This is a genomic window from Emcibacteraceae bacterium (genome assembly GCA_041396985.1).
Classification (GTDB): domain Bacteria; phylum Pseudomonadota; class Alphaproteobacteria; order Sphingomonadales; family Emcibacteraceae; genus Pseudemcibacter.
In genome coordinates this window covers 159,884-184,226 of the sequence record JAWKXO010000003.1, presented here as the reverse complement: position 1 = coordinate 184,226, position 24,343 = coordinate 159,884, and the positions used below count along the sequence as shown (strand labels likewise).

The window sequence follows — 24,343 nt, the reverse complement described above, 5'->3', positions numbered from 1 at the left end:
TTACAGGGAAATATTCTCATTCTTGGGGTTTTTTATGATTTCATTGCTAAATTTACTATGAGTTACAGCGAGAAACTGACCATTTCCCTAAATAATTTATCAGGGAATTAATTCTGATAAACAGAGAATTTAATTCCTACAACATAGAAACTTACTGGCAAATATACAGAAATAATTCTCATTAAGACAATCCTATTGAAGCTGCATACGACAAAAAATACATTTATAACAAATGGGATGACTTGCACCTAAAACTGAAGATGTATAAGTTTCAAATGTGCCTTAAAGGAAATTATATTCTATAATATCCGCGATAACCCAAAATATTATCAGAGAATCCAATTGAATATTATTATTTTAATCAGCGCTGCATTTGGAGCAGGTATTTTAAATACAATTGCGGGCGGAGGGACTTTCCTGACTTTTCCGGCATTAGTTTTTACCGGGGTTCCACCTGTTGCAGCCAACGCTACAAGTGCCGTTTCTGTGTTTCCGGGATATCTCGGGGGCGCTCTCGGTTTTGGAAGTGAGTTAAAAGCATTTGACCGGTCAATTCTGATCCGCTTGACAGTAATAACGATAATTGGCGGGGCACTTGGATCAGGACTGCTTATTGTTTCTTCAAATCAGGCTTTCTCAATAGCTGTACCATTCTTACTACTATTCGCCACAATAGTCTTCCTTTTCAGTGAGGACATACGCCGCTGGACTACACAACACAGTAATCTCGTTTCTCCATATGGCTCTGTTGGAATATTCTTAACGAGTATTTACGGTGGATATTTTAATGGTGGATTGGGGATTGTATTCCTTGCTTTATTTGCACTATGGGGAATGGAAAATATCCATCAAATGAATGGACTAAAAAGCGGACTTTCATTCGCACTTTCAGCTATCTCAGTTTTAATTTTTTCATTAGGCAGTATGGTGGAGTGGTACGAAGCTGTGGTTATGATGATCGCCTCAACAGCTGGTGGCTACGTCGGCGCACCTATTGCAAGAGTTCTTCCTAAAACCATGATCAGATTAATAATAGCACTGGTCGGATTTATTATGAGCGGGGTATTTTTCTGGCGGCTCTTTTAATCAACAATTATTAAAAGAAAAATGAAATTTAAATCACTACCCATTAACAGTTTTTTCGACAATTACTTTATTAATTACATCCCTAGAACCTGCTATTAAAGAATATTTATAATATTCTATTAAAACCGCTGAATTTAAATTGGCGTTATGGATCGAGAGCAGAGTTTAAGGACACTCATTATTTAAATTTTTGAAGGCACTAATTCAATATCCAATAAACTAGCCAGACCGCCTGGGTTTTCTATTAGATCATCCAAACTGTATTTATCCAGAGTTTTCAGAAAAGAGTGCAGTGCTTCATCCAGTATAGAGGTTAATTTACACCCAAGTGCAAGCCGACATTTGCCATCTGCCTGCATACAATCAACAAGAGCCAGATCGGGCTCTGTTTTCCTGACTATCGAACCAATATTTATAGCTGATGGTTCTATATTCAGCTTAATACCGCCATTATTACCTCGACTGCTTTTAATGCATCCTATATGCCCAAGGTGTCGGACCACTTTCATAAGATGTCCCTTGGATATATCGTAACATTCCGAGATTTCCTGAATTGTAACCAGTCTATCACCAGTCACCCCCAGATACATAAGGACACGAAGAGAATAATCAGTTTTTATTGTAAGGCGCATTTTATTTTCTCTTATTGTAAAAATTAATCATTGGCAGAATAAACAAATCAAAGCACTTTTTGCAGAGTTTAAATCCGTAGCCTCAAAGCGACTATAATACAGTATTCGAAATTTTCCAATTTTTCAAAAAAATATTTTAAATATTCTTTTGGCTTGAATATTTTCTCCAGATTGCTATAAAGAACTCAATGAAGGTGCTTTAACTTGAAAAAGGCATAATTATGGAAAATGTAAATTTAACAGCTTTGGAACGACGTAAAATTATCCAGCAGAATGCTCTCAACATGGGAATAAATGATGAATTTATCTCAAAACTGGTTGATACATTTTATGATCATGTTCGATACCATGAGAGACTAGGCCCAATCTTTGATGACGTAATCGGAAATAACTGGGATGCTCATCTGTTAAAAATGAAATCTTTCTGGTCATCAGTCGCTATGAACAGCGGCACCTATTCAGGACAGCCAGTCCCGGTCCATAGAAAACTGACCAAGGCCAGGGAAGCCGATTTTGACATATGGCTGTCCCTTTTCGAAAAAACGCTGATCGAAATTGCGCCAACTGAAGAAGTCATTCCATATTTTATGGAACGGGCCGCCCGAATTGCCCAAAGCCTGCAACTGGCTATGTTTGGTGTGCCTGAATTAAGACAGGGAAGACTGTAAGATGGATTTAACATTGCATAATGGAATTGCAGGAATATGGGCGGGTGTTTCGCTTGGAGGAGCGCTGATTGCCGCACCTGCAAAATTTACGGTGGCATCATTAACCCTACCTGTTGCACTTGAAGTTGGAAGGGCACAGTTTCACTGGATCGGAATGGTCGAAATTGCGCTTTGTTTATTGCTTATTGGCAGTCTTTTTCGCTTTAAAAAGCCTCAGTGGCACTGGATAATTTTGCCAATTCTCATACTAGTCGTCCAGCAATTATTTTTAATGCCGCTGCTTAATGAAAGAACCGACCTTATTACCGCCGGCAGTGCAGCACCCCCAAACAGTATTCATGCCATTTATATTGTCTTGGAGGTCATTAAATGCCTTTCACTGGCCTTACTGGCCATTGGTTATTTTAAAATTGAAAATCACAACGAAAATAATCAGGAACCCTGAAAATGAATAAAGCGCCAAAATTACCCGATATTGTAAAACCCTATTTCAAAACCTCTCTTTTCAATAACCAATCAGTCCCTGAAAAACTGCTGAGTGATCATAATCTGAAAAAAGGAACCTGGGGTCTGCTCTGTGTTGAAAAGGGTGAAGTCAGATATTTTCTGTCAGAACAGAAAAAGCCATTGTCTTTGCTGACTGAAGGCGACTGTCAGGTAATTGAATCTCAAGTGCTCCATTATATCCGGCCGTCAAAGGATGCGGAATTTTATATCGAATTTTACAAATAAAAAATTGAACCGGAAGATGTAAAAATGGTTTCAAATCTGACACAAAAGGAGAGATATATTGCTATTTATATATCGGCAGCTTTAACCCTGATTGGCTTGACCATCGGTATAGCGGGTAGGGAAGATATTCTTGGCATTCATGGTGCCCTGATTGCCATTATTGGTCTGGCACTGATTTTTATTATAGGAAACTCCTATTATGAGCCGCAACCGAATTCATCCAATTTTAAAAAATATTTTGATGACCCAACCAAAGCTGGCATCATTTTTTCCATGTCATGGCTTGTTTTTGCAGCCTTTATCGGTGACTGGGTTGCCTGGCTTCTTGTTTTTCCGGAAGCCACCTTTGATGCCGGGTGGGCAAGTTTTGGCAGGCTTCGACCCGTTCATACAACCGGTGTTATTTTCGGGTTTGGTGGCAATGCTTTGATCGCGACTTCTTTTCATGTGGTTCAAAGGACGACAAGGTCCCGGCTGCCGGATCAGCTTAGTCCATGGGTGGTTATTATCGGCTATAACATATTCTGCCTGGTGGCCGTCAGCGGGTATCTGATGGGGATTACCTCGTCCAAGGAATATGCCGAACCTGAATGGTATGCCGACATACTTCTATTGGCAGTATGGGTGCTTTATTTTGTACTTTATTTAAGAACGCTGGCCCGCAGGAAGGAACCTCATATTTATGTGGCAAACTGGTATTTTCTGGCCTTTATTATCGTTGTTGCAATCTTGCACATTATTAACAATCTGGCAGTGCCCATTTCACTTACCCATGCCAAAAGCTATACCATTTTTTCCGGTGTACAGGATGCCATGACCCAATGGTGGTACGGTCATAATGCTGTCGCCTTTTTTCTTACCTCGGGCTTTCTCGGCATGCTTTATTATTATCTTCCCAAACGTGCCGGGAGGCCCATTTTTTCTTACCGACTGTCCATAGTGAGCTTCTGGGGCATCACCTTTATGTATATGTGGGTTGGATCACATCACCTTCATTACACTGCGTTGCCCCAATGGGTACAAACGCTTGGGATGTCATTCTCAATAATGCTGCTGGTCCCATCCTGGTCATCAGCCGGAAACGCCCTTCTGACATTAAATGGTGCATGGAACAAAGTCCGGGATGACGCCACGCTCCGTTTTATGATGATCGCCGCTGTGTTTTATGGACTGTCAACATTTGAAGGGTCATTTCTGGCAATTCGTCCCGTTAATGCCCTCTCCCATTATACTGACTGGACCGTTGGTCATGTCCATGCCGGTGTTCTGGGCTGGGTGGCGATGATTGTTTTTGGCTCATTTTATACTTTGGTTCCCTGGCTTTGGGGGCAGAAAACCATGTACTCAGCCAAACTAATTGAAGTGCATTTCTGGCTCGCCCTTATCGGAACGCTGATCTATGTCTTTGCGATGTGGAATTCCGGCATTATTCAGGGGCTGATGTGGAGAGCCTATAATGAGGACGGCTCCCTTGCCTATTCCTTTATCGAATCCGTTGCAGCGATGAAGCCCTATTATTATGCGCGGGCTTTTGGCGGCTTCCTGTTTCTGACAGGAAGCATAATCTGTTTCTACAATATCGTGAAAACAATAGGACAAACGGCGCAGGAGCAAGCAAGCCAGCCTGACCGGGCACCGGTCCCAACAACAGCAGCAATTGAAACACAGAGAACATAGAAATGAGTGAAAGACACAGAAAACTTGAACGAAGTGCCATGGGGTTTGTGTTTGCCATTATCCTTGTCGGCTCTATTGGTGGAGCAGTCGAGATTGCCCCGCTTTTTACAATTGATGAAACAGTGGAAGAAGTGCCCGATATGCGCCAGTACACACCATTGGAGCTGGCCGGTCGCAATATTTATATCAGGGAAGGCTGCTATGCCTGTCATTCACAGATGATCAGAACCCTTGAGGATGAGGTGGAACGCTATGGCCATTATTCATTGGCGGTAGAATCCAAATATGATCATCCAATGTTATGGGGATCAAAAAGAACAGGACCCGACCTGGCACGGGTTGGCGGAAAATATTCTGATCAGTGGCATGTTACCCATCTTAACAATCCACGCGATGTTGTCCCGCAGTCAGTTATGCCTTCCTATTCATGGCTTCTTCGAAATGATCTTAATTATAGGGACATAAATCTTGATCTGGCAGCGCTTCGTAAAGTCGGTGTTCCTTACACACAGGAAATGATTGATCATGCAGTGGATGATCTTTATGCACAGGCCAATCCGGATTCTGGCAATGTTGACGGCCTGCTTGAACGCTACGGTGAAAAGACAACCATAAGTTATTTTGATGGCAATCGCAGCAGTGTGACGGAAATGGACGCAATTGTCGCCTATCTACAGATTATCGGGCGACTGACAGATGTATCCGAAATCTCCGATTTAACTCTACCGAAGAATCTTGAGAAGAAGGAGTAGAGAATGGATATAAATCATGAGACCCTGGTCGCAATATCGAAATCATATGGATTATTTTACATGATGATCGTTTTCATCGGTGTGACTGTCTATGCCTACTGGCCTGCCAATAAAAATAAATTCGATCAGGCCGGGGAAAGTATTTTGAAGGATGAGGATAACCATGTCTGAGAAAAATATTGATCAATACTCGGGCCGTGAAACAACCGGGCACGAATGGAACGGTATTACAGAACTGGATACCCCGATACCAAAAGCCATATGGATATTCCTGACAGTAGCCACAATATGCGCAATCATTATGTGGATTTTACTTCCCAGCTGGCCGCTCGGTTCCACTTATACCAAAGGACTGCTCGGGGCCGATGAACGGGAAACAGTAAAAGAAAACCTCACACAGGCTAATTTGGTCAGAGAACCCTGGGAAGTCAGGCTGGCAAAGGCAGATTATCCGGATCTGAAAAATGACAATGAATTAACAACCGTGATTATGCGCAATGGCAAAAGACTGTTTGAAGATAATTGTGCCATGTGCCATGGCCGCGACGCAAAAGGCGGCCACGGATATCCAAACCTCACTGACAAACAGTGGTTATGGGGCGGCGATCCGGATACAATACTGGAAACAATTAACATCGGCATTAATTCCGGACATGAAGACAGTCGGGCAAGCGAAATGATGGCGTTCGGACGGGACGGCATTCTCAATGTAGAAGATAGGAAAAATGTCATTTATTTTGTTCAGTCTTTATCAGGTACCAATATTTCAACAACTGTTGGTGATGATGTCATTGCCGCAGGGGCAAAAGTTTTCTCGGAAAACTGTGCCGTCTGCCACGGAGAAAACGGCGAAGGCCAAACCGAGCTTGGTGCGCCTAATTTAACAGACCCGTTCTGGATATATGGAAATGACTATGAAACAATGTCATCCGTATTAAGAGATGGACGTCAGGGGGTCATGCCGTTCTGGTCTGAACGCCTAAGCCTGCCGGAAAGAAAAATTTTATCCTTTTACATATTGAAACTGGGAGAGACAGACTGACCACCAGGAAGAAAATAGCTGCCTTGTCGAACATTCTATTCATCTGTTTGAACTCAAAAGTATTTTGGTCATTTGCCGGAATACTGGTTCTTATGCTCGTGATCGGGGCTAATATTCATCTTGTGTATGTGTCAGTCAATTCGCAGCCAGCATGTGTGGCTCATTATAAATCAATTGATGAAGCCGGGAACGCATTCAGAGCGGCGAGTTCAAGTTGTTAAAATGATTAATGGACAAGCCATAAACAAGGGTGAAAAATTATGAACACTAAACAAGCAGAGGTACAGTTCGTAAATCCGAGACGCAAATTTGCGAAAAACATGGAATGGAATACGCCATTCAGATGGCTATCCGCCGGATGGGCCGACCTATGGTTATTTCCAGCCACCAGTTTACTTTACGGATCATTTATCTTCTTATTGTCTGTCCTGATTATCTATGTTCTTTTTATCATTAATGCCGAATATCTTGTGTTTTCTGCCTTTGCCGGCTTTATGATTGTTGGCCCTGCTCTTGCCGTCGGTCTTTATGAAAAAAGCCGCAGAATTTCAGAAAAAGAAACCGTTTCTATGGCCAAAATGCTGTCAATTCGGGGAAAAACCCTGGGGCAGATATTATTGGTCGGTGTAGTCCTCGGTCTAATTATGGTGATGTGGTTACGGGCAGCCTTCCTGCTTTATGCACTTTTTTTTGGCATGGTACCCTTTTCCGGGTTTGATCACATTATAAATACTGTATTCACCACCCCCACCGGATGGGGATTGCTAATTGTCGGCAGTGCAGTCGGTGGCTTATTTGCTTCCTTTTCTTTTGCGGTCAGCGCTTTTTCCATTCCCATGCTGCTGGATAAAAAAGTCGATGCCTTTACAGCAATGGGAACAAGTATGGCCCTTGCCTGGCATAATATGAAGGTTGCTGTAGTCTGGGGTTTTATTATTTTAATATTATTCCTTCTGTGTCTGGCAACAGGCCTGTTCGGATTAGTCATTATTTTTCCATGGCTGGGACATAGCACATGGCATGCTTATAAGGAGATAGACTGCTAACAGAATTTAAAAATAAAAAAATTAGATAACGATGTTTTTTGCTTAAAGTTTAAATCCAATTTGGCTATCATCATGAAAAGAAATTCATATGTATATTAAATCTATTCTATATAAAATCTCCGATGCGCTTTATACCATAAGTGACAATGCGCCCTTAATAGACGCTGCCCGAATTTTATCTGAAAAGCATAACGGGATTGTCGTTGTCTGTAGTAATGACGGCTCTATGGTCGGAATAATCAGCAAAACAGACATTGTCCGCCAGATAAGCCATTGTCATGGCAATAGTTGCACAACAATGGCGGATAAAATAATGACCCGGGATATTATATTCTGCAAAACAGACAGCTTGTTATATGACGTATGGGAAATCATGAAAGAATCCGGTATCACCCATGTTCCTGTAATTGATGAAAATAACGTCCCGATTGCCGTTTTAAATGCCAAAGACACCCTTCATGAACTTCTTAAAGATGCACAGTATGAAGAGGCGCTTCTAAAAGACTATGTAGTGGGTATTGGCTATAGATAACAGGACCTGATTTCTAATACCCGCCTTTCCATTGGCTGGCTCATCATTAAACATGAACTTAACTAAATTTTTAAAAGGAAATTATTTATGGAATTAACTTTACCTGTTTTACCCTATGAAACCGATGCTTTAGAACCTCATATCTCGGAAGAGACTGTGAAAACCCATTACTACAAACACCATCAGGGCTATTTAACCAAAGCGATAGATATTACCAAAGGCACCGACCTAGAAAAACTCAGCCTGGAAGAAATTATTTTGAAATCACGCAATAATAACCAGAAATTATTCAATTTAACGGCCCAGGTATGGAACCATACCTTATATTGGAATTCGATGTCACCAAATGGTGGTCAAAAACCTGTCGGTGCATTGGCAACTCAGATTGAGAAAGATTTTGGCTCATTCGACCAATTTATTAAAGAATTTAAACAATGCAGCATTGACAAATTCGGCAGCGGTTATGCATGGCTCGTATTCAGGAATAACAGCCTGGAAATCTTAAGCGGCGATGATGCGGAAATACCCGTTGCCGAATTAAATCAGGCACTTTTAAATATCGATGTCTGGGAACATGCCTATTATCTGGATTATAAAAATGAACGAAACAGATATGTAGATAAATTTTTTGAAAAACTCGTCAACTGGGAGAATGCTTCCAAGCGGTTTAATGCACTGACATAAAAAATAAATGGTGGGCCTGGTAGGACTCGAACCTACGACCAAACCGTTATGAGCGGTTTGCTCTAACCAACTGAGCTACAGGCCCCCAAAAACAAGACTGCTTAAGTAGCAGATAATAAAAAAAATGAACAGAGGGGAATTTGCATTTTTGCAAATTTTTTAAAGCCCGCTGATATCAGCGGGCTTTAGAGGTTTATTTATCCAGAAAACTTCTTAATTTTCGTGAGCGGCTTGGATGCTTAAGCTTGCGCAGGGCCTTAGCCTCAATCTGCCGGATCCGCTCCCGGGTTACTGAGAATTGCTGCCCCACTTCCTCAAGCGTATGATCGGTATTCATACCGATCCCAAACCGCATCCGAAGCACCCTTTCCTCACGTGGAGTAAGGGATGCGAGAACCCGTGTTGTTGTATCACGAAGGTTGGTTTGTATCGCGCTATCCACTGGAAGTATCGCATTTTTGTCTTCTATAAAATCACCAAGATGGCTGTCTTCCTCGTCACCAATTGGTGTTTCAAGAGAAATCGGTTCCTTGGCAATTTTCATCACTTTACGGACTTTTTCAAGTGGCATCGACAGACGGGCTGCCAGCTCTTCCGGTGTGGCTTCACGGCCAATTTCATGCATCATCTGTCGACCTGTCCGCACCAGTTTATTGATGGTTTCAATCATATGGACCGGAATACGGATTGTACGCGCCTGGTCAGCAATTGACCGGGTAATGGCCTGCCTGATCCACCATGTGGCATAGGTTGAGAATTTATAGCCACGACGGTATTCAAATTTATCCACAGCTTTCATCAGGCCGATATTTCCTTCCTGAATAAGATCAAGAAACTGAAGACCACGGTTGGTGTATTTTTTAGCTATGGATATAACAAGGCGCAGGTTGGCTTCCACCATTTCCTTTTTGGCAATGCGGGCTTCTTTTTCGCCTTTCTGAACTTTATTTACGATAACACGAAATTCAGTAATATTTAAGCCGACATCCTTGGCAATTTCAGAAACCTGATCCCGCATATTCTGCAAAATTTCCCGTTCCGAAGTAATAAAGCTGTTCCAGCCTTTGCCCTTTTCCTTTGACATCTCGTCGATCCAGTCCGGATCAAGTTCCCGACCCCAGTAATTATCCAGATAGGATTTACGGCTGACTTTATATCTTTCAGCAAGACGCAGCATCTTACCTTCAAGCCCCATCAGTCTTTTGCTTGAATGATAAAGCTGTTCAAGCAGAGCTTCGATACGGTTATTATTGAGACGCAGATTATTAACAAGCTCAATAAGCTCATCACTTAATTTACGGTACCTTTTTTCCTGCGTTGAAGTTAGTTCGGTATTGCCGATATTGGATTCATGGCGAAGAACCTGTAGCTTAGAAAACTTTTTGTATGTGTTGCCTATTTGGGTGAATATTTCCATTACCCTTGGCTGAAGCGCCTGTTCCATGGTGGCAAGTGACATTGTTGCGCCATCTTCATCATCATCGTCATCATCGTCATCTTCTTCTTCGTCGTCTTCCCCATCCCCTTCGTCATCCAAGTCGTCATAATCATCATCAAGGTTCTTTTTCGTAACCTTTTCTTTCTTTTTTTCTATGACTTCCTGCTCGGATTTATCTTCAACATCAGTGTCATCAATGTCATCATTTTCAGAACCTGAAGATGTCTCATCTGTTTCCTGGGTAGGATCATTACCATACATGGCATCCAGATCAATGACATCCCGTAGAAGAATTTCTTCTTCAGCCAGCATCTCACCCCATGCAGCCAGGGCATTAAAGGTAAGCGGACTATCGCAAAGGCCGGAAATCATAGTCTCTCGACCGGCTTCAATACGCTTTGCAATGGCAATTTCGCCTTCACGGGAAAGAAGTTCGACACTTCCCATTTCTCTTAGATACATTCGAACAGGGTCATCTGTCCGATCTGCAGGCGTTTTCGTTTCTATTTTATCAGAATCGTCATCCGACTGATCGTCATCATTGTCATCATTATCATCATCATGACTATTATCATCATCTGAATCCTCCGTTTCGGAATCAACATCAGCATTGTCAATGACGTTAATGCCCATTTCGGATAACAGCGTCATAACATCTTCAATCTGCTCCGAAGACATCTGATCCTGTGGAAGCGCCTCATTCATTTCATCATAAGTGATATAACCGCGCTTTTTAGCATCGGCGATCATCTTCTTAACGGCTTCCTGGCTGTTTACGACCGGAGTATCTGTATTATCCGCATTTTTATCAGACTTTGTGGCTTTTGGCGCCATTTATAAACCTCGATTTAATATAAATATCCAAAACCCGCCAGAAACCTTATTGTTCCATGGCTGTGGTCAACTTCCTTAGGCTTGCTGAATGCTCTACTTTCAGGGCTTGCAAGCGCGCATATTCTTCTTCGTTCAAATCCTTAGATCCATATGAAGCAATTTCCTTCTCTAGCTTTTCCAATTGAAAAAGCTCAATACAATGCTTCCATTTTTCTTCAGTTTCTTCCTTCGAAGATTCTGGCCCAATAAAATTATGGGCTGTCAACACGCCTTGCCTGAATATGATTTCAATCACCTGGCCCAATCCATTTTCTATTAGTTGGTGCCTCAGGTCTTTCTTTTCAAGGTTCGAGTCGCGACTTGCTATACGTATTATTTCATTACGGACCTTGTCAAGCTCAACTGATTCGAATTCAAAAGTAGCAAATAATTCTTCATGTCGTTCAAGCAACCATGGATGCTCCAAAACCGTTAGAATGATTAGCCTTTCCCGGCCTTTTTTTGATGAATCGCGAGATTTGCCAATTTCAGTTTTATGCAGTTCCCCAATGCTTTTTTCAGTTTTTCCCCGCTTAAAATCACTTACTTTTTTTCCATTGCCCCACCATTCAGACTGCTGATTCTTTTTATTCAGATTTGAATCAACTCTTTCATGAAGGTTAATTTCTGGCACAAACTCTCCACCAAACAGCTTTTTCAGACGTTTTCCATAATCGCTTTCATAATATCCCCGAATTTTAGAATCTTTAATTTCGGAAAGCTCACGGCTAATTTTCTGCTCAAGACCAGCCCTTTTTTCCGGGGTATCATATTGGGCATCACCAATGAGATCCAACCATAGGACACTGGCAAGAGGAACACCTTCTTCAAGAAGCTTTTCAAAAGCCTTACGACCATGACCGTTAACAAAACTGTCCGGATCCTCTCCTTCCGGCAAATAGACAAATCTGAGAGAATAGCCAGGCTTTAATAATGATAATGAACGTTCTACCACCCTGATTGCCGCACGCTGACCGGCTTGATCCCCGTCAAAACACATAAAAGGCTCTGGTGCTAGCCGCCACATTTCCCTCACCTGGTCTTCTGTAACTGCAGTTCCCAGCGGTGCGACAGCCTCTTCAAATCCTGCCTGTGCCAGGGCAATAACATCCATATATCCTTCTGTGACCAGCAACCTGCCCTTTTCAAAAGCAGCTTTTCTTGCACCACTTAAATTATAAAGCAGCCTTCCTTTATGAAATAGCGGTGTTTCAGGGGAATTTAAATATTTGGCTTTTGCATTATCTTTAAGCGCGCGACCACCAAAGGCAACCACCCGTCCCTGCCGGTCGGTGATAGGAAACATTACGCGACCACGAAACCGATCATAACTTTCACTGCCATCCTCGGGCTGAATAAGCATGCCCGCCTCTATAAGCATCTCTTCAGTAAATTCTGGTCGCGCCAACATCGCATTTTTAAGAGCAGTCCTGTCATCCGGCGAATATCCTAATCTGAACTTTTTAACTGTTTCCTTCGCCAATCCCCGTTTCTGTAAATATGATCGCCCTTCGCTCCCGGCAGCAGACACAAGCTGGCTTTCAAACCAGTGTGCCACCGCCTCCATAACATCATAAAGGGTTTTTCTTACTTTGTTCTTCTGTTTATCCTCCGGTGTATATTCCGGCATCTGAAGCCCGGCCTGAGCGGCAAGTCTTTCAATCGTCTCAGGGAAGGAAAGCCCTTCGGTTTCCAGAACAAAATTGATTACATCGCCATGCGCGCCACAGCCAAAACAGTGATAAAATCCCTTATCATCATTCACAGTAAAGGAAGGGGTTTTTTCGTTATGAAACGGGCAAAGCCCAAGATGTTCACGGCCTTTTCTGACAAGTCGGACTTTACGGCCAACAATGTCACTTACTGGAAGTCTGTTTCTTATCTCATCAAGAAAGTCCGGCGAAAATCCCATATCAGGTTCTTAAAAGTCCAAAAAATAACAGTCAGAAATTTTAGAACAGATTTTTATTCCGTTCAATTCCTGTTTAAGAGAGAAACCCTTTAGCCATGGCACTGGCTTTTGCAAAATCCATCTGACCGGAATAATCCCCTTTGAGGGACGCCATAATTTTACCGATATCTTTTAGACCTGAAGCAGATGTTTTTTCAATTGCCTGTTTGACAGCGGCCTCAATTTCCTGCTCATCCAGTTGTCTCGGAAGAAACTCCTGAATAATTTCAATCTCATCAGCTTCCTGTTTTGCTAGCTCCAGACGACCCGCGTCCTGATAGGCTTTGATGCTGTCATTCCTCTGTTTTACCATTTTGGAAAGAATATCAATAATTTCAGAATCGCCTACTTTACTATCCGATTCGGTACGAACTGAGATGTCTCTGTCTTTTACCGCGGCCATAATCAAACGGATGGTTGAAAGGCGGCGACGGTCTTTTGACCTCATTGCCTCTTTCATCGCAGAATTAAATTTATCGCGCAACATATTGTTTTATATCCTTAATCTACAAAAACGCCGACGATTGACATCTCAAAGTCGGTCGGCTTTTTCTTACAGGAAAGAGAGACTCTACCCGAATTCAGAAAATAATGCAACAGCAAATTATATTATAAGTCATTGTTTTTAAACGATTAAATTTATTTGTTATTCTCAAGATATTCCCTTGACGTAAGCCAAGCTATTTATTATGGTCCCGACAATTTACGTATTTCCAAGTGCAAGCTTTGAAATATGCTAGAACAGATAAGCTGCAATTGCGCCGCAGCATAATGCTAATGCAATCTAATTATATAAAGTCTTATTATTCATGACGGACAAAAAGAACGCCAATCACCCTCCACACGAAAAAATTACAGCCGTATTAGTGCTGGCAGACGGAACTTTTTTTTGGGGATTTGGAATTGGCCGGATCGGCGAAACAGTCGGTGAAGTATGTTTCAATACGTCAATGACCGGATATCAGGAAATTCTAACCGACCCATCCTATGCCGGCCAGATAATCAACTTCACATTCCCTCACATCGGCAATGTAGGTACTAACCCCGAAGATGAAGAAGCAGGAAGATCATATGCACGCGGACTAATCATTCGCCAGGATATTACGGAACCTTCCAATTTCAGATCTGCCGGGCATTTGAATGACTGGTGCAAAAAGCAAAATTTAACAGGCATTGCTGGCATTGATACAAGAAAGCTTACTAGGTACATTCGACAAAACGGTGCCCCGAACGGTATTATATCCTTTAATCCGGAAGGAAAGTTCGATATTTCTGCACTTACCGCCCGCGCCAAAGAATGCCCCAGCCTGGAAGGCCTGGATCTTGCGATTGAGGTAAGCTGCAAAGAAGATTACACTTGGGACGAAGTTCGCTGGACCCTGAAAAAGGGCTATGGGAAACTGGAAAAACCAAAAGCACATGTTGTTGCCGTTGATTATGGTATCAAACGCAATATTTTAAGGTGTCTGGCTTCGACGGGTGCAAAAGTGACCGTTGTGCCAGCCGATGCTACAGCTGAGCATATATTGTCCTATAAACCGGACGGAATTTTTCTTTCAAATGGCCCTGGTGATCCTGCAGCTACAGGCCAATATGCAATTCCAGTAATCAATAAACTGCTGGAAACAGGAATACCTTTATTTGGTATATGTCTTGGACACCAAATTCTTGGTCTTGCTGTTGGTGCTAAAACCTCAAAAATGCATCAGGGGCATCGTGGTGCAAACCATCCGGTTATGGACTTTAATACAAATAAAGTTGAAATTACCTCAATGAATCACGGCTTCATGGTTGACAAGGAAACCTTGCCCGATGGCGTAAGAATGAGCCATATATCCCTTTTTGACAAAACATGCTGCGGCATTGAACTGACGGATAAGCCAGCCTTTTCCGTTCAGCATCATCCGGAGGCAAGCCCCGGGCCGCAGGACAGCCACTATCTTTTTGACCGCTTTATGGAAATGATTTTAAACCATGCCTAAACGTACCGACATAAATTCCATCCTTATTATAGGCGCAGGCCCGATTATCATAGGACAGGCGTGTGAATTTGATTATTCGGGAACGCAAGCCTGCAAAGCCCTGCGAGAAGAAGGATACAGAGTTATCCTTGTAAATAGTAATCCGGCAACAATTATGACTGATCCGGATCTTGCCGATGCGACCTATGTGGAACCGATAACACCGGAAATGGTTGAAAAAATCATTATCAAGGAAAGACCGGATGCTATTTTGCCGACAATGGGTGGACAAACCGGCCTTAATACCGCCTTAAAACTTGATAAAGCCGGCATTCTGGAAAAATATAACGTCGAACTGATTGGTGCCAAGGTTGATGCCATCAATATGGCCGAAGACAGACAGCTGTTCAAAGACGCCATGAAACGTCTCAATATAAATACACCAAGAAGCCGGGTGGTAAAATCACTTGAAGAAGCACTGGATGCACTGGAATATATCAAACTGCCCAGTATTATCAGGCCAAGTTTCACCATGGGGGGAACAGGTGGTGGTGTTGCCTATAATAAAGAAGAATATATTCAGATCGTTAAGGGCGGTCTTGATGCCTCCCCGAGCCATGAAGTCCTGGTGGAGCAATCTGTATTGGGCTGGAAAGAATATGAAATGGAAGTGGTCCGTGACACAGCGGATAACTGTATCATCATCTGCTCAATTGAAAATTTTGATCCGATGGGCATACATACCGGGGACAGTATTACAGTAGCACCCGCCCTGACCCTGACTGATAAAGAATACCAGATCATGCGTAACGCATCGATCGCAGTGCTTCGTGAAATTGGTGTGGAAACCGGCGGATCAAACGTGCAATTTGCCGTTAATCCGGAGAATGGTGAACTGATCATTATTGAAATGAACCCACGCGTAAGCCGGTCTTCTGCCCTTGCTTCAAAAGCGACCGGATTCCCAATTGCAAAGGTTGCCGCAAAGCTTGCAGTCGGCTATACGCTTGACGAACTTTCCAATGAAATTACCGGTGTAACGCCGTCTTCTTTTGAGCCGACAATTGATTATGTCGTAACAAAAATTCCCCGCTTTACATTTGAAAAATTCCCCGGAGCCGTCCCAACACTTACAACAGCAATGAAGTCCGTTGGTGAAGCCATGTCCATTGGCCGCAGTTTTCCTGAAAGTCTTCAAAAAGCCCTTAGATCTATGGAAACTGATCTGACCGGGTTAAATGAAATTGACATACCCGGTTACGATCCTGAAATTGGTGACATAAACGCGGTTAAGGCCGCACTGGCAGTCCCAACAGCGGATAGAATTCTTATATTGGCGCAAGCCTTACGTCTTGGTATGAGCACAGCTGAAATTCATGCTATCGCAAAATATGACCCATGGTTTATAGATCAGATCAGATTAATCACAGATGCCGAAAAAGACGTCCGTAAAAATGGACTGCCAACAGACAAACTCGAACTTCAGAAACTTAAGTCCCTCGGGTTTTCAGATCAACGCCTTGCCGAGCTTTGTGGTTTAGAGGAAAATGACGTTGCAGAAAAAAGACGGTCTCTTGGTATTTATCCATCCTATAAACGTATAGATACCTGTGCCGCTGAGTTTGCTTCACAAACGCCTTATCTCTATTCCAGCTATGAACGTGACGCGTCCGGCGAAAGTGAATGTGAATCGGAACCGACAGATGCCCGCAAAATAGTAATTCTTGGCGGAGGCCCTAACAGAATTGGTCAGGGGATTGAGTTTGACTATTGCTGCTGTCACGCCGCATTTTCCTTAAGTGATCAAAATTATGAGACCATAATGGTCAACTGCAATCCGGAGACTGTATCCACTGACTACGATACATCAGACCGCCTTTATTTTGAGCCTTTAACGGCTGAAAATGTTATAGACCTGATCAGAAAAGAACAGGAAAATGGCGAAGTTGTGGGTGTGATCGTTCAGTTTGGTGGTCAGACACCACTGAAATTGTCCCATGCATTGCAAGACGCCAATATACCTATTCTTGGGACCTCACCAGATTCAATTGACTTGGCAGAAGACCGCGAGAGATTTAAAGACCTCGTTGATAACCTTGGCCTCAGACAACCTGATAACGGACTGGCGACCACAACCGAAGCAGCCGTAAAAATTGCAGAGGGTATTGGTTATCCTATTTTGATCCGCCCATCCTATGTGCTTGGTGGACGGGCTATGGAAATTGTCTATGACACAGTATCGCTCGAACGCTATATGAAAGAGGCCGTTCGCGTTTCATGGGAAAGTCCGGTATTGATTGACCGCTATCTTGGCGGTGCAACTGAAGTCGATGTTGATGCCTTGTGTGACGGTGAAGACGTTCATATTGCCGCAATCATGCAGCATATTGAAGAAGCTGGTGTCCATTCAGGTGACAGCGCCTGCTCACTTCCACCATATTCGCTTAAAGACAGCGTTATTGAAGATTTGGAAGCGCAAACAACAAAACTGGCTCTTGCCCTTAATGTTAAGGGCCTGATGAATGTCCAGTTTGCTGTAAAAGACGATGTCGTCTATCTGATTGAAGTAAACCCAAGGGCCAGTCGTACTGTCCCATTTGTTGCCAAAGCCATTGGCGCGCCAGTCGCAAAAATAGCCGCCCGTTTGATGGCAGGTGAAAAATTGAAAGATTTTGATATTCCAAGCTACCGTACCAGTCATGTTGCGGTTAAGGAAGCTGTCCTTCCCTTTAACCGTTTTCCGGGCGTTGATATTCTTCTTGGCCCTGAAATGCGCTCAACCGGCGAAGTGATCGGTCTTGATGATACGTTCGCCAAAGCATTTCTCAAATCGCAAATTGCTGCCGGCACCCATTTGCCCCTTAAGGGAAATGTCTTTATTTCGGTCAAAAACCGCGACAAAGCAAAAATGGTTGAACCTGCCAGAGAGCTGATTGGTATGGGGTATACTGTTATCGCTACGGGTGGTACGGCTGAGTATTTACAGGCGCAGGGCATAGACGTAACCCGCATAAATAAAGTGCTTGAAGGACGGCCCCATATTGTCGATGCAATTAAGAATGATGAAATAGATTTGATTTTTAATACGACAGAAGGCGCTCAGTCCATCAAAGACAGTTATGAACTCAGACGGACTGCTCTTCAGGCGAACATTCCCTATTATACCACCTCAAGAGGAGCAATTTCAGCAATGGAAGCAATAAAAGTCTTGAAATCTTCCTCTCTTGAAGTTAAACCCCTTCAGTCTTATATGTGATTGATTAAAATTTTTAATTAAAACTGCAGAAATTTAAAAAGCGCAATTGTGTCTTTCGAACAACTGTGCCACTATTTTCTGAATTATTTTTTTGGAATAGAGAAAAAAGAAATGGTAGAAAAAGTTCCAATGACCATTGAAGGCCACTCAAGACTGGAACAGGAATTAAAAAACCTGAAACATTCTGAAAGACCTGCAATTATTAAAGCAATTGAAGAAGCTCGTGCTCACGGTGACCTTTCCGAGAACGCCGAATATCATGCTGCAAAGGAACAGCAGGGTATGATCGAAGGCCGCATCCAGATGATCGAGGACAGTCTGAGCCGTGCTGAAGTGATTGATCCAAAAGATCTTTCGGGAAATAAAGTGGTTTTTGCCTCTACTGTAACAATTGCCGATGAAGATGATAAAGAATCAACTTACCAGATTGTCGGTGTTGATGAAGTTGATGTCAGTGCCGGAAAAATTTCATTCAGTTCCCCCATTGGACGCGCCTTGATTGGCCGTAATCTTGGTGACGAGGTAGAGGTTAAAACACCTGGCGGCGAAACTTATTATGAAATCGTCAAAATTGAATTTATCTGATCTCTGCTAAAAATACTCTTAATGAAGCCGCTTATTAAAGCGGCTTTTTTATTTAGGAAATACAGAATCAGGCGTAAAAGGAACTCCAGGCCTATGCTTTCCGCAGCGAATACTTAAAGAAGTTTTCACACTTTCAACATTTGGAGCGGGTGTCAGATGGGTAGTTAGGAATTTTTGAAAATGATTAAGATCGCGCGCAACAATTTTTAAAATAAAATCGATTTCCCCGTTTAGCATATAGGCTTCCCTGACCATTGGCCATCCGGCCACAAGCTCTTCGAAAGCCCTTAGATCCGTTTCAGCCTGACTATGAAGTCCCACTAAAGCAAATACAACCAGATTAAATCCAAGATTTTCCGGATTTAAATCTGCATGATAGCCTTGAATATATCCCGCATCCTCGAGTGCTTTTACCCTTCGCAAACATGGTGGAGCAGTAATCCCAACCCTCTCAGCAAGTTTTACATTGGTAATTCTACCTTCTTCCTGTAAAATCTGTAATATCTTAAGATCGATGTTATCAAGCTTGATATGTTGCATATATTACTTCTTGCAAGCCTTTCACTGGTTTTTTGTTTTGTAATTTTTGCTAAGTAAAAATTACTCTGCACGAAATATTATATCACTATTTAATCCAAATACATAATTTTATTAGAAAATCATCCTTTTCCTGATTTTTTATATTTTTCTGGCGTTAACCATAGCTTTCACTGGATATGAGAATCATAAACGGTTATATTAGTCGTCGGAGAAGGCTTTAATTGAATTTTCACAGTCTGGGTGCTTAAGCATACAGTCTGATAAATTGATCCTTTATTCAAATTATGGCAGTTTGTTGAGACGGGTACACAAAGGGGCATTGGGCAAATGGTGCAGAAAAAAGCACAATTTGATGACAGGATTAGGAATTTACTGGCACTTGCAGAGGATAATTCTGTTGAAAGCCGAACTCTTCTGTTTTCTCACATCTGCGATTTGTTCCTGCAGGAACGCCCAATGGAATCTGAAAATCAGGTCAGAATGCTTATTGAAATTATCAATGAGCTGATCAGTGACGTTGATATTACCATACGCAAAGAACTGGCCAATATTCTTCTGACAATTGATAACCCACCGGAAGAACTGATTAAACTGATCAGTGAGGATGTGGTGGAAGTTTCTGGCACATTACTCGAAGAAGCAATGATCGAAGAAGAGCAGCTTCTTTATCTGATAAAATATGCATCTGATGAACATCGGGACCATATTGGTAAAAGATTTGGCCTCTCCCCTATACTCAGACGTGAGCTTGACAAGATGCGGAAAAAATCAACCCGCATTGAGCCTGAACAACAAAGTGTCGCCGAAAGCAAAAAAATAAGCCTGCAGGAACTTGAAGAAGCCCAGCAAAACTCAACTGTCTTGAACGAAGATGCAACAGCAAATATTCTTGAGGTTTTAAGGTCAAAGAAAAATACAAAATCCGGTTTGACGGATACTGACCTTCCACAAAAACAAGAAGACGAAGTCGAAAAAGAAGATAATGTAGAAAGTCAGTCCGAGGAACACTCAAGTGATCAGGAACGTAAAAACCAACCGATAAGTCTTACGTCAATTTTGGAAAAGAAGGATGCAGCGCAGAAGCAGCAGCCGGATCGCGAGATTCATGTTGAGAAGTATTTTCCTGAGCAGGAAGACCTCGAAGAGGATATAGAAGCTGCTTCAATATCTGAACATGAAGTTGACACTGAATTATCGGAAGACGCCGAGGATGAAGAAGTGCTTGTGCTTGATCACGAAGCGCCTCAATCAGGTCCCACTTCTATTTCTGACGAATGGTTCTGGGAAATAGACCGCTATGGCAATATAAAATATCTTTCCGAAAACGCCGAATCTGTGTTTCTTCAAACGCCGGAAGCCATGAATGGTGAAGATTTTCTTTGCCTGTGGCGAAGAAAAGGTGCCGCAGAAGGGGACCCTAATGATTTTATTGCCTTGTTTGAAAAGCGTCAGCCATTCAGGGACGAAGAATTTCTTTTTGAAATTTCCCCAAATGTATTCCAATGCTTCCGGCTGAGTGCTATAGCCACTTTCGATATTGATAATGGTCGTTTTACAGGGTTCCGTGGTAGCGCACATCTTGATGACAGCAAGTTTGAGCAGATCAGTGACAAAATACCTTCAGGCGAGCCGGATGACGAAGAAGGTGAAAATACTGATGAACCGCTAATCCTTGAAACTCCTCTGGAAGAAACAAAATATAGTGATAATGTTAAACATCTTCCTCAATTTTCTGGAAATCTGACGAACGAAGCATCATATGATCAGGATAATGATGCAAGTTACGGCAACAAGAAATCTAAATCTGGTGATCTAGATAAAAAGGAAAAAGATGAAGTGGCCTCGGAACTGCTTCATAATCTTTCACATGAGTTTCGCACACCCCTTAATGCCATTATCGGCTTTTCCCAAATGATTGATAATGAAATGTGGGGACCGGTCAGTGACCAGTATCGGAAAAATACGAAAGATATTATCAATGCCGCAAACCACCTGAAGGAGGCTGTTAATAATATTCTCGATTCTGCCAAGCTTGAAGCAGGTCTTATTGAACCCTCACCTGAGTCTTTTTCGCTTAAATCCGTTATTCAGGAAGCTATGTCAGCCATCGCACCGATTCTCGAAAGCAAGGAAATAGATGTAACCGGTATTGATGATAATATTGATGTCATTCTTTATAATGATAAACATTGCATTATATTATGCCTCATTAAAATAATTACCTTTGCTACGCGACATGCTGATATTGGCGATAAACTCCATATGTCAGTCCTCGTCAACAGCAATGCTCAGGTGAGAATTGAAATACCCCTGGTAAATCAGACTATAAATGAAGAAAACGCCGCCGAATTATTCCAGAAAACATATAATTTACACCGGAAAGAAGACGGAAAAACTTCAAATAAAGCAGATTTTGAAACAAAAATAGCGGCTGGATTTGGATTATCTGTCGCTCAGGACATTGCAAAATTAATCGGCGGCGAGCTGTCAACTATGTCTCATGATGGAAAGATTTCACATATTGTCATGACCATTTCAACATATCCAATCTGATATAACACCCTTATTTTACTGTGTAATTTTAATTCTGAGAACATTAGTACTGATAAAAGTCGGGGAATATTTATTTATTGCCAATTCTGTATAGATAAATTTTTAATTAAATTTAAATCAAAATTATCACCTAACACATTGTAATATATGGATAAAAAAAATATTTTGTTAACTATTTATTCATAATCTCAATCCATAATGAACCCTGCAAACGTGATATTTTAAATTTAACTAAGCATACTATAGACATAAATGGAGTAAGAACTATGACTAAACTATTTGCAAAACTACGCAAGTCTGAAAAAGGTGCTACAGCTATCGAATACGGTCTGATTGCTGCTTTGATTTCTATTGCCGGCATCGCGGGAATGAAAGCTATTGGCCCACAACTACAAACAACTTTTTCAAGCGTAGGCACAGAACTCACTAATGCTAATACCTAATAGCATTCTTGCTTTTAATAATGGGTAGATCATCTATTCATAAATTCTCAAAAAAGGCCTTGTATACATCATCATGAGTATTCAGGGCCTTTTTTTCTCCAACCAGGGCAGGGCAAAAACATGAAAATCATTAGGCAGAAAATAAAATCATTATTATCCAATGAAACAGGCGCAACCGCTATTGAATATGGATTGCTAGTGTCATTAATTGCTTTGGCTATAACAGGAGCCCTATCAACAATCGGTGGTGAATTCAAAAACACCCTGACCACTGTTGGAACCGCCATTGAAGAATCGCAGAATTAATCTTCACTTTGTGATCTTAAATTAATACGACTTCTATATAATTTTACCATATCTTAAGAGCAGCCGTTTATCATCCTTCCAGAAAATATAATGCAATTACTTTCTGGAACACGAATTGACTGCCAATTTAATCATAACTATTTTTTGTTGCCTCATGATCTGGGCTGCCGTATCGGATATTCGCTATTTTATCCTCTCCAACAGGCTATGTTTAAGCGTTGCATTATTATATCCAATATTCATTGCAGCACTTTATTTTGATGGTTTCCAGGTCACCTTAGTCTCAATTGGCTGGTCAATTGGAATTTCAATTCTAATATTCTCATTCCTGGTTTTTTTATTTGCGCGCGGATATATTGGCGGAGGGGACGTCAAATTAATCCCGGCTATTGCCCTATGGGCAGGCCCATCACTTATTTTAGAATTTCTATTAATTACAACGATCTTTGGCGGGCTGCTCGCACTGTTAATAATAAGTTTCAGATATTTAAAAAATTACACTTCTCAGCATAAATCTTCAGAAAAAATAAACTTTTCTATGTCAGAGTTAGCAGAGTTGGATCATGAGGAAAATAATATTCCTTATGGAGTTGGGATTTCCATAGGAGGGCTTTATGTCGCCTATCGATTATTCCAGGCGCTCAATTAGAGCCACAAACAGGATAACAGGAAAATGATAAACACGAGAAGCATCATACTCATAACAGCTGCACTTATTGTCGCGGGCATAACGGCATTTTTGGCCAGAAGTCTGATTTCAGCACCAGAAGCTGCAAAAACCACAATTGTTCAGCAGGTTGCATCTGAAATACAGGTGCTTGTTGCAGCAGACGATGTGCCAACCGGTCATTTTCTAAAAAAAGAAGACCTGACATGGCAATCATGGCCAGGGGATAATATCAATGAAAATTATACTCAGAAAAAATCAGATGCGACTGCGAACGGTCAGATGGAGACATTTATTGGCGCAGTTGCCAAGACTCCAATTGCTGCTGGTGAGCCAATTTTAAACGGCCGCGTGGTTAAACCAGGCTCCAGAGGCTTCATGGCCGCTGTGTTAAAACCTGGGTATCGAGCAGTATCAATTGCCATTAACTCACGTACTGGATTATCCGGGTTTATTTTCCCTGGCGATTCTGTCGATATTCTTCTTACCCATGATGTTGAAGAAGACGTTCCAGGCAAGGAAGGTGGAAAGACAGAAATACAGGCGGCAGAGACAGTGCTTACAGACATTCGTGTTCTGGCTATTGATACCCAGATGACAAATGAAACCAACACACCATCAATCGGGAAAATAGCAACCTTTGAAGTTCTGCCCAAACAGGCCGAAAAAATCGCTTTAATGTCCCGTATGGGTGAATTGTCACTTTCTCTTAGAAGTCTGGCAGTTGAGGGGGACGACACAATGGGAATTGCTAAGAACTCAGAGAGTAGCAGAAGCAATGTTACTTATGCTGACGAAGTAAGCAAAGTCATTGCGGAACAAAATGGTACCGGCACAGGCAGTGGCAAAAAGCAAACCGTAAAAATCGTCAGAGCCGATAAAATAGAAGATCTGGTCTTCACAGATCCCAACAAATAAT

The 24,343-nt window shown here is 42.0% G+C and carries 24 protein-coding genes and 1 tRNA gene; 19 read left to right on the top strand and 6 right to left on the bottom strand.

Annotation, left to right across the window (positions count from 1 at the left end):
* The first annotated feature begins 342 nt into the window (after positions 1–342).
* Positions 343–1,086 (top strand): sulfite exporter TauE/SafE family protein, encoded by a 744-nt coding sequence (locus R3D86_09030; GenBank protein MEZ5758350.1) that lies wholly within the window; start codon positions 343–345, stop codon positions 1,084–1,086.
* A gap of 182 nt (positions 1,087–1,268) precedes the next feature.
* Here R3D86_09030 and R3D86_09025 read toward each other — a convergent pair whose 3' ends face one another.
* Positions 1,269–1,718, bottom strand: a complete 450-nt coding sequence (locus R3D86_09025; protein MEZ5758349.1) for an Rrf2 family transcriptional regulator — start codon at positions 1,716–1,718, stop codon at positions 1,269–1,271.
* Between the two features lie 221 nt (positions 1,719–1,939).
* On the opposite strand from R3D86_09025, the gene R3D86_09020 reads away from it, so the two are divergent.
* The 10 genes from R3D86_09020 (at position 1,940) to R3D86_08975 (ending at position 8,851) form a co-directional block, all read left to right on the top strand.
* The gene (locus R3D86_09020) at positions 1,940–2,386 is read left to right on the top strand and encodes a group III truncated hemoglobin (protein MEZ5758348.1); all 447 of its coding nucleotides are present in this window, start codon (positions 1,940–1,942) and stop codon (positions 2,384–2,386) included.
* A 1-nt stretch (position 2,387) separates the two neighbouring features.
* Positions 2,388–2,831, top strand: a complete 444-nt coding sequence (locus R3D86_09015) for a hypothetical protein (protein MEZ5758347.1) — start codon at positions 2,388–2,390, stop codon at positions 2,829–2,831.
* 2 nt (positions 2,832–2,833) lie between these two features.
* The gene (locus tag R3D86_09010; protein ID MEZ5758346.1) at positions 2,834–3,118 is read left to right on the top strand and encodes a DUF1971 domain-containing protein; all 285 of its coding nucleotides are present in this window, start codon (positions 2,834–2,836) and stop codon (positions 3,116–3,118) included.
* Positions 3,119–3,142: 24 nt separating this feature from the next.
* The gene (ccoN, locus tag R3D86_09005; GenBank protein MEZ5758345.1) at positions 3,143–4,795 is read left to right on the top strand and encodes a cytochrome-c oxidase, cbb3-type subunit I; all 1,653 of its coding nucleotides are present in this window, start codon (positions 3,143–3,145) and stop codon (positions 4,793–4,795) included.
* A 2-nt stretch (positions 4,796–4,797) separates the two neighbouring features.
* The gene (gene ccoO, locus R3D86_09000; protein ID MEZ5758344.1) at positions 4,798–5,547 is read left to right on the top strand and encodes a cytochrome-c oxidase, cbb3-type subunit II; all 750 of its coding nucleotides are present in this window, start codon (positions 4,798–4,800) and stop codon (positions 5,545–5,547) included.
* Between the two features lie 3 nt (positions 5,548–5,550).
* Entirely contained in the window at positions 5,551–5,718 is a 168-nt protein-coding gene (locus R3D86_08995; GenBank protein ID MEZ5758343.1) for a cbb3-type cytochrome c oxidase subunit 3, read from the top strand.
* Positions 5,711–6,589, top strand: a complete 879-nt coding sequence (gene ccoP, locus R3D86_08990) for a cytochrome-c oxidase, cbb3-type subunit III (protein ID MEZ5758342.1) — start codon at positions 5,711–5,713, stop codon at positions 6,587–6,589. The genes R3D86_08995 and ccoP overlap by 8 nt, the downstream gene beginning before the upstream one ends.
* 260 nt (positions 6,590–6,849) lie before the next feature.
* Positions 6,850–7,635, top strand: a complete 786-nt coding sequence (locus R3D86_08985) for a DUF2189 domain-containing protein (GenBank protein MEZ5758341.1) — start codon at positions 6,850–6,852, stop codon at positions 7,633–7,635.
* A gap of 88 nt (positions 7,636–7,723) precedes the next feature.
* Positions 7,724–8,167: a CBS domain-containing protein gene (locus R3D86_08980; protein ID MEZ5758340.1), complete on the top strand. Its 444-nt coding sequence runs from the start codon at positions 7,724–7,726 to the stop codon at positions 8,165–8,167.
* Positions 8,168–8,254: 87 nt separating this feature from the next.
* Positions 8,255–8,851: a superoxide dismutase gene (locus R3D86_08975; protein MEZ5758339.1), complete on the top strand. Its 597-nt coding sequence runs from the start codon at positions 8,255–8,257 to the stop codon at positions 8,849–8,851.
* Positions 8,852–8,859: 8 nt separating this feature from the next.
* On the opposite strand, the gene R3D86_08970 is transcribed toward R3D86_08975, so the two are convergent.
* From R3D86_08970 to R3D86_08955, 4 genes are all read right to left on the bottom strand, one after another.
* Positions 8,860–8,936: transfer RNA gene (locus R3D86_08970), tRNA-Ile, on the bottom strand.
* Between the two features lie 108 nt (positions 8,937–9,044).
* A complete protein-coding gene (rpoD, locus tag R3D86_08965) occupies positions 9,045–11,123 on the bottom strand; it encodes an RNA polymerase sigma factor RpoD (protein MEZ5758338.1) in 2,079 nt (692 codons plus the stop codon).
* Positions 11,124–11,169: 46 nt separating this feature from the next.
* A complete protein-coding gene (gene dnaG / locus R3D86_08960) occupies positions 11,170–13,074 on the bottom strand; it encodes a DNA primase (GenBank protein ID MEZ5758337.1) in 1,905 nt (634 codons plus the stop codon).
* A gap of 73 nt (positions 13,075–13,147) precedes the next feature.
* Positions 13,148–13,600, bottom strand: coding sequence for a GatB/YqeY domain-containing protein (locus R3D86_08955; protein ID MEZ5758336.1), 453 nt, complete (start codon positions 13,598–13,600; stop codon positions 13,148–13,150).
* Between the two features lie 322 nt (positions 13,601–13,922).
* Here R3D86_08955 and carA point away from each other — a divergent pair, with 322 nt between their 5' ends.
* The 3 genes from carA (at position 13,923) to greA (ending at position 18,915) form a co-directional block, all read left to right on the top strand.
* Positions 13,923–15,095 carry a glutamine-hydrolyzing carbamoyl-phosphate synthase small subunit gene (gene carA / locus R3D86_08950; GenBank protein MEZ5758335.1) on the top strand — a complete coding sequence of 391 codons (1,173 nt, stop codon included), beginning with the start codon at positions 13,923–13,925 and terminating at the stop codon, positions 15,093–15,095.
* Positions 15,088–18,330, top strand: a complete 3,243-nt coding sequence (gene carB / locus R3D86_08945) for a carbamoyl-phosphate synthase large subunit (protein ID MEZ5758334.1) — start codon at positions 15,088–15,090, stop codon at positions 18,328–18,330. The genes carA and carB overlap by 8 nt, the downstream gene beginning before the upstream one ends.
* 111 nt (positions 18,331–18,441) lie before the next feature.
* The gene (greA, locus tag R3D86_08940) at positions 18,442–18,915 is read left to right on the top strand and encodes a transcription elongation factor GreA (GenBank protein ID MEZ5758333.1); all 474 of its coding nucleotides are present in this window, start codon (positions 18,442–18,444) and stop codon (positions 18,913–18,915) included.
* A 48-nt stretch (positions 18,916–18,963) separates the two neighbouring features.
* Here the strand turns inward: greA and R3D86_08935 are convergent, their stop codons facing one another.
* Positions 18,964–19,455 (bottom strand): Lrp/AsnC family transcriptional regulator, encoded by a 492-nt coding sequence (locus tag R3D86_08935; protein ID MEZ5758332.1) that lies wholly within the window; start codon positions 19,453–19,455, stop codon positions 18,964–18,966.
* A 327-nt stretch (positions 19,456–19,782) separates the two neighbouring features.
* Between R3D86_08935 and R3D86_08930 the strand changes: the two genes are divergently transcribed.
* The 5 genes from R3D86_08930 (at position 19,783) to cpaB (ending at position 24,342) form a co-directional block, all read left to right on the top strand.
* Complete coding sequence (locus R3D86_08930) at positions 19,783–22,008, top strand: histidine kinase dimerization/phospho-acceptor domain-containing protein (protein ID MEZ5758331.1); 2,226 nt, start codon at positions 19,783–19,785, stop codon at positions 22,006–22,008.
* 266 nt (positions 22,009–22,274) lie between these two features.
* Positions 22,275–22,451, top strand: a complete 177-nt coding sequence (locus R3D86_08925; protein ID MEZ5758330.1) for a Flp family type IVb pilin — start codon at positions 22,275–22,277, stop codon at positions 22,449–22,451.
* A 120-nt stretch (positions 22,452–22,571) separates the two neighbouring features.
* Positions 22,572–22,757 carry a Flp family type IVb pilin gene (locus R3D86_08920; protein MEZ5758329.1) on the top strand — a complete coding sequence of 62 codons (186 nt, stop codon included), beginning with the start codon at positions 22,572–22,574 and terminating at the stop codon, positions 22,755–22,757.
* A gap of 115 nt (positions 22,758–22,872) precedes the next feature.
* Positions 22,873–23,406 carry a prepilin peptidase gene (locus R3D86_08915; GenBank protein MEZ5758328.1) on the top strand — a complete coding sequence of 178 codons (534 nt, stop codon included), beginning with the start codon at positions 22,873–22,875 and terminating at the stop codon, positions 23,404–23,406.
* Positions 23,407–23,430: 24 nt separating this feature from the next.
* Positions 23,431–24,342 carry a Flp pilus assembly protein CpaB gene (gene cpaB / locus R3D86_08910; GenBank protein MEZ5758327.1) on the top strand — a complete coding sequence of 304 codons (912 nt, stop codon included), beginning with the start codon at positions 23,431–23,433 and terminating at the stop codon, positions 24,340–24,342.
* Position 24,343 lies beyond the last annotated feature (1 nt).